This is a genomic window from Syntrophorhabdaceae bacterium, assembly GCA_028713955.1.
Classification (GTDB): domain Bacteria; phylum Desulfobacterota; class Syntrophorhabdia; order Syntrophorhabdales; family Syntrophorhabdaceae; genus UBA5609.
The window spans coordinates 1-6,961 of record JAQTNJ010000164.1; the positions used below are offsets into that span (position 1 = coordinate 1).

A 6,961-nucleotide genomic window follows, 5' to 3' on the forward strand; every position below is an offset into this window, starting at 1 on the left:
ACATTTACAACCAGAGGATCCAGAAGCTTGGCCTCGTTATTACCGGCAACATGGTCTATCTTCATCCGCACCGGGTTCAGATCCTCGGCAATATCGAGATCTCATATCTGCGGTCACTGGCCGAGGCGGAAAAGAAAAGGATTATCAGGGATCTCTGCAGGAACGATGTTGTCTGTTTTATTGTGACCAGAAACCTTAAAGTGCCGGACTATTTTCTCACCAAAACAGAGGAGGAAGGCATCCCTCTTTTGAGGACGAAACTTGTGACCTCTGTCTTTATTGAGAGGATAACGAAATTTCTCGAGGAAAGACTTGCGCCCACGACAACAGTGCACGGGGTACTGCTTGATATATTCGGGGTCGGGACGCTGATAATGGGCAGACCAGGGATAGGGAAGAGCGAAAACGCCCTCGAATTGATCATGCGGGGACACAGGCTTGTTGTTGATGATGCCGTCTGTGTGAAAAAGATGGGAGCGATAGACCTCTATGGTGAATCGCCAGAAATGATAAAAAGTCTCTTAGAGGTACGGGGGATCGGTATCGTTGACATCGGGCAGCTTTTCGGCGTCTCCGCTGTCCGGGATAAAAAAAGGATCGAACTCGCTATAGAGCTTTTTGACTGGGATAGTAACGCGGAGTGCGAACGGATCGGGCTCAAGGAAGAAAAATACACCCTCCTTGGCTTAGACCTGCCGCTGGTGCGAATCCCCGTCAGTTCCGGCAAAAACGTTTCTGCTATTATTGAGCTTGCATGCCGGAACTATATACTCAAGACACATGGCGTGAATACGGCAGTAGAGCTTGAAAAGAGGATTTTGCAAACAATGGAGGGTGACTCCACATCATGAAGGTGGTCATTGTAAGCGGCATATCCGGTTCGGGAAAAACAACATTCCTGAGGGCCCTTGAGGACATCGGGTTTTTCTGTGTCGATAACTTCCCCCTCATACTCCTGCAGAAGTTCCTTGAACTATGTCAGGCCGCCGGTGAGAAGATAGGGAAGTGTGCCTTCGTGATCGATGTAAGGGAAAGAGAGTTTTTTGACGAGGGAAAGGACATTCTCAAGAGGATCAAGGACCAGTACGAAGCCGAGATCGTTTTCCTCGAAAGCTCTGAGGACATACTTCTCAGGCGGTACAAGGAGACAAGAAGGTCTCACCCGCTTTTTGCAACCTCCAACGTCCGCGACGCACTGATGGAGGAGAGAGGGCTTGTCAGCTGGATAAAGGATATGGCGGATCAGGTGATCGACAGTACACACCTTATTCAGCATGATCTGAGACGCTTTGTCCTGAAGAAGTACTGCCAGGAAGAACAGGTGATGAAGATAAACCTTATATCTTTCGGGTATCCATATGGAATACCGCCGGAAGCAGATATGCTGCTGGATGTGCGGTTTCTGCCAAACCCCTTTTTCGTTGAGGGATTGCGGGAGAAGACAGGCCTCGAGCAAGATGTAGGAGAATTTATAAGGTCCAGCGAGATGTATGCCCAATATTCACTTTTACTCTATAATTTTTTGGTCTATCTCATACCTTTATTCGAGAGAGAGGGGAAAAGCTACCTTACGATCTGTTTCGGATGCACAGGGGGGAAACACAGGTCAGTGTTCATAGTGCATGAGCTTGCAGAAAAATTATTTGCATTGAACTATAGTGTATCTACTATCCACAGGGATATCGACAGGTAGGGAGGTTTCTTAAGATAGGGAGGTTTCTTAAGATAGGGAGGTTTCTTAAGATAGGGAGGTTTCTTAAGATAGGGAGGTTTCTTAAGATAGGGAGGTTTCTTATGATCGGACTGGTAGTGGCAGCACATTTTAATCTTGCACGTGAGATGGTAGCAGCGACAGAACTGATTGTCGGCAAGCAGAAACAGTTCACATACGTCGATATCTTTCCCGACGAGGACGTTGAGGTCATTAAAGGCAGGATCGTGTCGGCAATCAAGGATACAAGCGCCGGCGATGGGGTTATCATTCTCACCGATATGTTTGGAGGAACACCATCGAATATAAGCCTCTCTTTTCTGGAAGAGGGGAAGATAGAAGTTGTTGCAGGGGTAAACCTTCCTATGTTGATAAAACTGGCCACCTACAGGGAAGGAAAGTCTATTGATGAGCTCGCAGGGTTCATTACCCAGTATGGGCAAAAAAATATCTATCTTGCAACGGACGTTCTAAGAACAAGGAAAAAGGAATAGAACGTAGTGTTAGAGGGGATATTTACCATCAGGAACAGGCTTGGTCTTCACGCGAGGGCGGCCGCAACATTCGTGAAAAAGGCCGCTGAGTTCAAGGCAAACGTTATGGTTGAAAAAGACGGCATGCTGGTAAATGGTAAAAGCATCATGGGGCTTTTGATGCTTGCGTGTCCACTTGGAAGCAGGGTCACATTAAAGGTTGAAGGCGATGACGAAGAAAAGGCATTCCGGGAGATCGGCAATCTCATTGACGAAGGATTCCAGGAAGAATGATGGAAGAGCTGTTTACCAATAAGGTTCTCAGGGGAACAGGGGTTTCAACGGGCATAACGACAGGGAAGGTCTATCTCCTTGAACGCGGAAGGATCCCGATCAATAAACTTTCTGTGAAGGAAGAGCATGTAGAGAGGGAAACCCATAAATTCAAAAATGCCATACATACGGCAATCGACGAACTGAACAGCATCAAAGCAACCATTCTGGACGATGAAGTAAGGAAACATGCCTTTATCATCGATACCCATATGCTGATAATCCAGGACAACTTTTTTGTCAACGAAGTGGTTGAGGTCATACGGAAAGAAAAGATCAATGCAGAATGGGCGCTCGATATCGTAATATCGAAATTCCTCGCGAGCTTCGACAAGATCGAAGATTCGTACCTGAGAGAAAGAGGTCAGGACCTCAAATATATTCATGAACGGCTCGTGAGGATCATGGTCAAGGGCAAGAGGTCTGATATCGACAGGAAAAGTGTGAAAGGCAAATCGATCATCGTTGCTCACGACCTGTCACCTGCCGATACGATCCAGTTGAACCTCAACAGTATCTCCGGTTTTGTTACCGACGTGGGCGGTAGGACATCCCACACCTCCATTGTGGCGCGCGCGCTTGAAATACCTGCTGTGGTAGGCGTCGGGAATATCACAAGCCTGGTAAAAAACAACGATACGATCATCATTGACGGGGATGAAGGCGTTGCCATCATCAATCCCACAAAACAGGTCCACAAGGATTATCTTGCAAAGCAGGCCCACCTCAAAAACCAGAGGAAAGAATTTCTCAGGATAGCCCGGCTGAAACCGGAGACAAAAGACGGCTTCAGGCTCAAGGTAGGGGCAAACATCGAGTTGCTGGTCGAGATGGATATTGTTGAAAAATATGGCGCCCTTGGTATAGGGCTATACAGAACAGAGTACATCTACCTTTCACGAAAAACCCTCCCCACGGAGATGGACCATTATCATATCTACAGGAAGCTGGCGGAAAACAAGTCCCTGCAATATATCACCATACGAACGCTCGACATAGGCGGCGACAAGTTCGTCTCCGATGTTGCTATGCCGAAAGAGATGAATCCCGCAATGGGATTGAGGGCAATACGTTTGTGTCTCAAAGAGCTCTCCATATTCAAGGCCCAGCTTATGGGGATCTTAAGGGCAAGCGCCCATGGGCCATTGAGGATATTGATCCCGATGGTTTCCGGTATCGATGAGGTAAGGAAGGCAAAATCGATCATAGCCGAATGTATGGACGAACTGAGCCACAAACGGATCCATTTCAACAAGGATATAAAGATCGGTATCATGATCGAAGTGCCCTCCGCGTGCATGATCAGTGACAAGCTTGCGGAAGAGGTGGATTTTTTCAGTGTCGGCACCAACGATCTCATCCAGTATACTCTCGCCATAGACAGGGTAAACGAGTATGTTTCATACCTTTATGAACCCCTGCACCCGGCAGTGCTGAAGATGATAAAACGGGCCGTTGACGATGCCCACAACAACAAGATAGAGGTAGCCTTATGCGGGGAGATGGCAGGAGAGCCTCTCTATGTGCCGATTATGCTGGGGTTGGGACTCGATGAGGTCAGCATGAACCCTTATGCAATTCCGAGGATAAAAAAGATCATCAGGGGCATTGACCAGAGTTATTGCAGGGAACTCGTTGAAGAGATCATGAAAAAGGACTCGGCGAAAGCGGGTGAGCAGTTTTTAAGAAATGAAATGAGACAGATATTCCCCGATGATTTTGCCGCGTACCGTGAAGGGTAGAATGAAACAGCGGGTTCACGAGCGAGAAAAAGATAATATTTATTATGGCTTTACCGGTCAATAATTTAGTAGAATAAACAGGTTTTTCATTTATTACTGGTGGCTGACAGCTCAAATAAGGAGGTAGTAAAATGGGAATGACAAGGTATCTTTTTTCTTCAGAGTCTGTTGCTGAAGGACATCCCGATAAGGTTGCGGACCAGATCTCTGACGCGGTGCTGGATGCGATCATCGCGCAGGATACAAAGGCGAGGGTAGCCTGTGAAACATACGTCACCACGGGACTTGCGCTCGTCGGTGGAGAGATTACGACAAATAGTTATGTCAATATACCTGACATAGTAAGGCAGACCGTGAAAGGGATAGGGTACAACGATTCTTCAATGGGTTTCGACTGGGAGACCTGTGCGGTGCTTACGACGATCGACGAACAGTCGCCCGATATCGCGATGGGCGTCAACGAAGCCGGTGACCATGAACAGGGCGCCGGGGACCAGGGTATCATGTTCGGATATGCCTGTGACGAGACACCGGAATTTATGCCCATGCCGATCATGTACGCACACAAGCTGGTAAAAAGGCTTGCCGAGGTAAGGAAGAACAATATACTTCGCTTTCTCCGTCCCGACGGGAAAAGCCAGGTCACTGTCGAGTACATAGACAAAAAACCGGTACGTGTTGACGCCGTTGTCATAGCCGCCCAGCACAACCCTGATGTAACGATAGAGGCTGTTCGTGAGGGGATCACCGAAGAGGTCATCAAAAAGGTGATACCGCCGGAATTGATGGATAAGAACACAAAGTTCTTCATCAACTCCACGGGCAGGTTCGTCGTAGGCGGACCAAAGGGCGACTGCGGGATGACAGGAAGAAAGATCATCGTCGACACCTACGGTGGCATGAGCAGTCATGGCGGCGGCGCCTTTTCGGGGAAAGATCCTTCCAAGGTCGACAGGAGCAGCTCCTACATGGCGCGGTATATAGCAAAGAACCTCGTCGCCGCAGGGCTTGCCGAAAAGATCGAGATCCAGATCGCCTATACGATAGGCGTGGCAAAGCCTGTTTCCGTCATGATCGATACCCAGGGTACATCGAAGATACCACCGGACAAGATAGCCGAGATCGTAAATGAACTCTTTGATCTGAGACCGAGGAAGATCATAGAAAGGCTCGACCTCCTGAAGCCTGTCTTTAATCAGACGGCCTGCGGCGGTCATTTCGGACGGAACGAACCGGGGTTTACCTGGGAACACCTCGATATGGTCGAAGAGATCAGGAAGAAAGCAGGAATTTAACGACGGCTTACGCCGTCGCGTTCGGAGTTCGGAGTAAATACAGAGTTCAATAGGATTACCATAGCCCTTTCAATAACCATCGGCTATGAGCCATGAGCTATGAGCTAATACGGAGGATATGATGGATTACGATGTCAAAGATATGAAACTTGCCGAGCAGGGCATGGAAAAGATCGAGTGGGCCGGGCGGAGAATGCCTGTTTTGAAAAAGATCCGGGAGAGGTTCGCAAAAGAAAAGACATTAAAAGGGGTCAGGATCGCATGCTGTCTCCACGTCACCACCGAGACGGCAAATCTTGTAAGGACGCTGAAGGAAGGCGGCGCCCATGTCGCGCTGTGCGCGTCAAACCCGCTCTCCACGCAGGATGATGTCGCGGCGGCGATCGTGAAATACATGAAGATCCCCACGTTCTCGATAAAGGGAGAGAATGACGAGCAATATTACACCCACATCATGAAGACCCTTGCGTTTATGCCGAACATCACCATGGACGACGGCGCCGACCTTGTCGGGGCGCTCCATATGATAGCCCTCGAACGCTACGATGCCCTCCATCCGGTGATCAAGAAATGGGTAAAAAGACTGACGGCGGCAGAAAGGAACAAGCTCGTTGCCGGTGTGCTCGGCTCCATGGAAGAGACGACAACAGGCGTCATACGTCTCAAGAGCATGGAAAAGGAAGGGGTCTTGCGCTTTCCGGTTGTTGCCGTCAACGACGCACACACAAAGCACATGTTCGATAACAGGTACGGAACAGGGCAGAGCACGATCGACGGCATCCTCCGTGCGACCAATATCCTCTTCGCGGGCGCGACATTTGTTCTGGCAGGATACGGCTGGTGCGGCAAGGGCGTTTCCATGAGGGCAAAAGGTCTCGGAGCCCACGTGATCGTCGCTGAGGTCGATCCGTTGAGGGCCCTCGAGGCGCATATGGATGGCTTCGAAGTAATGGCGATGGAAAAGGCCGCGCCCCTCGGCGATATCTTCGTTACCACCACCGGCGATATACACGTGATCAGGCAGGAACACTTCAGGAAGATGAAGGACGGGGCTGTTGTCGCGAACTCAGGCCACTTCAACGTAGAGATCGACATCAACGCGCTGGAGGAGATGAAGAAGAAAAAGAGGAAGATCCGCGGACACATCGATGAATATACCCTTGCCGACGGCAAGAAGATATTCCTCCTGGGCGAAGGCAGGCTTGTCAACCTTGCCTGCGCGGAAGGCCATCCCTCGGATGTCATGGACATGAGCTTCGCAAACCAGGCCCTCTGCTCGGAGTTCATGTGGAAGAAGGGAAAGAAGCTTGAGAAGAAGGTATACTCCGTGCCGCAGGAGATCGACAAAAACGTTGCCATGCTGAAACTCCAATCGGCAGGGATCACCATCGACAAGCTGACGGAAGA

Annotated in this window: 7 protein-coding genes; all 7 read left to right on the top strand. The window is 49.4% G+C overall.

Annotated elements, in window-relative coordinates; all coding sequences use genetic code 11:
- On the top strand, positions 1–851 hold an 851-nt coding region (hprK, locus tag PHU49_12345; protein MDD5244798.1), incomplete at its 5' end, for an HPr(Ser) kinase/phosphatase.
- Entirely contained in the window at positions 848–1,693 is an 846-nt protein-coding gene (gene rapZ, locus PHU49_12350) for an RNase adapter RapZ (protein ID MDD5244799.1), read from the top strand. The genes hprK and rapZ, both read left to right, overlap by 4 nt.
- Positions 1,694–1,794: 101 nt before the next feature.
- The gene (locus tag PHU49_12355; GenBank protein MDD5244800.1) at positions 1,795–2,205 is read left to right on the top strand and encodes a PTS sugar transporter subunit IIA; all 411 of its coding nucleotides are present in this window, start codon (positions 1,795–1,797) and stop codon (positions 2,203–2,205) included.
- 6 nt (positions 2,206–2,211) lie between these two features.
- Positions 2,212–2,478 carry an HPr family phosphocarrier protein gene (locus PHU49_12360; protein ID MDD5244801.1) on the top strand — a complete coding sequence of 89 codons (267 nt, stop codon included), beginning with the start codon at positions 2,212–2,214 and terminating at the stop codon, positions 2,476–2,478.
- Positions 2,475–4,259: a phosphoenolpyruvate--protein phosphotransferase gene (gene ptsP / locus PHU49_12365; protein MDD5244802.1), complete on the top strand. Its 1,785-nt coding sequence runs from the start codon at positions 2,475–2,477 to the stop codon at positions 4,257–4,259. Before PHU49_12360 ends, ptsP begins: the two co-directional genes overlap by 4 nt.
- Before the next feature lie 131 nt (positions 4,260–4,390).
- Positions 4,391–5,554, top strand: coding sequence for a methionine adenosyltransferase (metK, locus tag PHU49_12370; GenBank protein ID MDD5244803.1), 1,164 nt, complete (start codon positions 4,391–4,393; stop codon positions 5,552–5,554).
- Positions 5,555–5,672: 118 nt separating this feature from the next.
- On the top strand, positions 5,673–6,961 hold a 1,289-nt coding region (gene ahcY / locus PHU49_12375; protein MDD5244804.1), incomplete at its 3' end, for an adenosylhomocysteinase.